Origin of the sequence: Bacteroides sp. (genome assembly GCF_052357945.1) — a bacterium.
Taxonomy (GTDB): domain Bacteria; phylum Bacteroidota; class Bacteroidia; order Bacteroidales; family Bacteroidaceae; genus Bacteroides.
The window spans coordinates 1-3,003 of record NZ_DAWCXD010000272.1 but is presented as its reverse complement, the minus strand read 5'-3'; the positions used below and the strand labels follow the sequence as shown (position 1 = coordinate 3,003).

Annotated in this window: 3 protein-coding genes; 1 reads left to right on the top strand and 2 read right to left on the bottom strand. The window is 35.6% G+C overall.

Annotated features, from left to right (window positions below):
- Positions 1-513: helix-turn-helix domain-containing protein (locus ACT8YW_RS22690; protein ID WP_444107225.1), on the bottom strand; the 513-nt coding region annotated here is incomplete at its 3' end.
- A 311-nt stretch (positions 514-824) separates the two neighbouring features.
- On the opposite strand from ACT8YW_RS22690, the gene ACT8YW_RS22685 reads away from it, so the two are divergent.
- The gene (locus ACT8YW_RS22685; protein WP_258975576.1) at positions 825-1,049 is read left to right on the top strand and encodes a winged helix-turn-helix domain-containing protein; all 225 of its coding nucleotides are present in this window, start codon (positions 825-827) and stop codon (positions 1,047-1,049) included.
- A 263-nt stretch (positions 1,050-1,312) separates the two neighbouring features.
- On the opposite strand, the gene ACT8YW_RS22680 is transcribed toward ACT8YW_RS22685, so the two are convergent.
- Complete coding sequence (locus tag ACT8YW_RS22680; protein WP_004306902.1) at positions 1,313-2,419, bottom strand: AAA family ATPase; 1,107 nt, start codon at positions 2,417-2,419, stop codon at positions 1,313-1,315.
- Positions 2,420-3,003: the final 584 nt, after the last annotated feature.

Below are 3,003 nucleotides of genomic sequence, written 5' to 3'. Positions count from 1 at the left end.
TTGTTCTTTGATGAATTGGAATAAACGGCCCCAAGTGCCACCGTAATCATTCAGTTTGTAGTCGCCTGTAAGGCGGATATAAATCACATTCCGTTCGGAGACATTTCTGATCTCTTTTTTTAGTTCCAGGTCTGGCCTGATAATCGCTGGTTTCATAATTACAAAGTTTTTATTGTTTCTATATTCTAAAGGTGAAATGCCATAAAATTGCTTGAACACTTTCGATAATGAAGAAGGGGATGCGTAACCAATCCGGTAGGCGATGTCAGCAATCGGAATATCCGAGTAGCGGAGTAGGCGTGCGGCAGCTTCTGTCCGCGTCCGGACAATAAACGTACCAATCGGTTCACCGAGAAAAGCTTTCATGATCCGGTGAAAGTAAAAAGGAGAAAAGTTTGAAATTCTGGCCAGAGATTTTAAATCAATATCTTCTCCTAAATGTTGGATGATGTATTCCACTACAACATTTACGCACTTTTGATATTCCTCTTTCGTTGTTTTTTTCTGTTGCATAACTAATTTTGGTATTTCACTTCGCAAAGGTATTGGTAAAAAAGCGAAATGACTTGTCCGATATTGCGGAAATGTCAACTTTCTATTTTCTTTCTATGGTTGCCCTATACCTGTTTTGAGAATTTATTTTGATATATAATGTACCTTACAGTGGTGTTATGGTGTGAACCATGACCAAATTTTTAACCGCTAATTGCGAAATTGATTTTCTTGTTTTAAATAATGTCAAAAACTAAAATAAAAAAGTCGGTTTTGTTATAAACTATTATTAAAATGATTATATTGTAACCGAATTATTAATAAAAATAGCCATGGATAAAACAATTGTAGGGAACAATGCCGGAAAGATCTGGTATGCCCTGAAAGAAATTGGTGAAATTTCAATACCGGAATTGGCGAGAAGATTAAACCTAAGCGTAGAAAGTACAGCATTGGCCGCCGGTTGGTTGGCACGAGAGAACAAAATTTGTATCCAACGGAAAAATGGATTAATTGCTTTATCTGATGAAAGCGCTTTTCCCTTCAGCTTTGGATAATAGCAGGTTTTGTGAGTGAATATCTTTGAAGTTCCGTTAACTTATAAGTAAGAATATGTCCGTATAAGGTATCACAAGTTAAGTTTGAACTTAAGAAGTTTTATATTTAAAAGAGTTGCTCAATAATAGGGCAACTCTTTTAACGTATAATAAACGTATAAAAATGTCGAATCGTGTCCGGATGTAGATAAAATTTATATACTTGTATTTCACAATAATAATTGCCAGTTTTTTCTCTGGCAATTCTATTCCGGAGAATATCTTTAGAATCCTACCCGTTTTCTTCCCTGGGAGAAATCCATTCCTTCGTAATTATAGATTTCAGCCAGTGTCATGGGGTGTGTCTGTTCGGGAATATCCAGGCTTTCTTCCTTGATTAGTTGATTAACCTTATCAGTAGTCAGGTCTTTAAACTCGTACCGGGCAGCCAGACGTCCTTTTCTAAGCAATGCTTCGTCGATATCTTTTAATGGAGCATTAAAGGTGCAGATAAATTTGATACACAATTCATCGCTCAATAGCCCGTCACTAATATTCAGTATGTTGACTAAGCCGGCATTCATACGGTTGCCTCCGTTGCGGCTTGATAATAGTTCTTCGCAATCCTCTACGATGAAGATAGAGTTCTTTTGTTGGCGGATGAAAGTGATAAAGCTCGGATCCGAAAGTTTATCTACCAGGTCTCCACTCATATAGATCATTCTCTTTTTTCCAAGATTGATAAGGTGACGGATATAAGTCGTTTTTCCTGTACCCTGTTTTCCATGCAAAATGATTAATCCGCTTTTGTTGTCCTCCAGCAGAAAGTTTTCGATCTCGGCAGCTACGGGAACAAAATCATCGTTATAGTGACGATCAATCTGAATAGCAGGTTCATTAACTTGCGATTGTTTCAGGCTGAAGTAGTTATGAGAGTATGTTACTATAAATAGATTGTTAAGTTTCTCATTTTCCTTCTTGTGGTTTTCGCAAATCTGATTGATCTGATTGATTTCCTCCTTGTCGATATTGGAATAGACAATCTTTACGCAATTATCAAAATAGCCGATCATCAAATTCTTTTTGCAGATAACGATACAGTCGTATAACTCTTTTGTAGATGTATTATCTTCTTCTTCCTCCTCTTCTTCTTTTTCATTTTCAAAATGATTGCAGTACACATGCTCGAATATATCGAACGCGTCATCTTGCTGATAAAGTTCCTTGATTTCTTTCAGAAAATCCTGGTTTACTTTATATTTTACCATTTTCATGGAAGGGAATCGTTTGAATATCTGATAGAATAGACTACAAATGCTACTGTCGCTGAACCATCCTGTGGAGTAATCAAAAATATCTGTGAAATCTGCGAGTGTGTATTCTTTACTCATTTTTTCTTTTTATATAAATAGAATGGCAAAGGTACGAAATAAATCTATGATATGAACTGAACCGATTTATCATTTTCTCGAAAAACATAGGTGTGGATAGTTTCCTGTATTTATATCAAAGCTCCTGCAAATGATTTTTCATTTTCATTTCTCATGTTCTCATAATATATGTGATAACAATCTTCAAATCAGTTATATAACACTATGAGAAATAAAAGAAGAAAGGGTATTTCTCATAGTATTACCAGCATTTTGTCCACAAAACAAAGTATTTCTCATAGCTTTTTAAGGCATTTCTCATAATCTTTCGTAGGGCAAGGAGGCTAATTGATTGTAATAGGCTCAATGCTACATATTCAGTTACGCATTGATTAATAATATATTATAAAGCGTTTATGAAAGTGTATGGAGTAGATATTCTCATGTTTTCCTACCGGTATCTGAATCGTTCCACTAGAGTGGAAAGGTCTGTTCACTAGAGTAGATAGAACCGTTCACTCCAGTGCAACGATCTGTTCACTAGAGTGCAACAGGGCAGACGCATTATATTTTTTACTATATTCTCCTTTGTTATTTCTCTTCTA

Coding starts and splice junctions, on each gene's coding strand:
- ACT8YW_RS22680 (WP_004306902.1), bottom strand. CDS start 2,419: ATGAGTAAAGAATACACACTCGCAGATTTCACAGATATTTTTGATTAC.
- ACT8YW_RS22685 (WP_258975576.1), top strand. CDS start 825: ATGGATAAAACAATTGTAGGGAACAATGCCGGAAAGATCTGGTATGCC.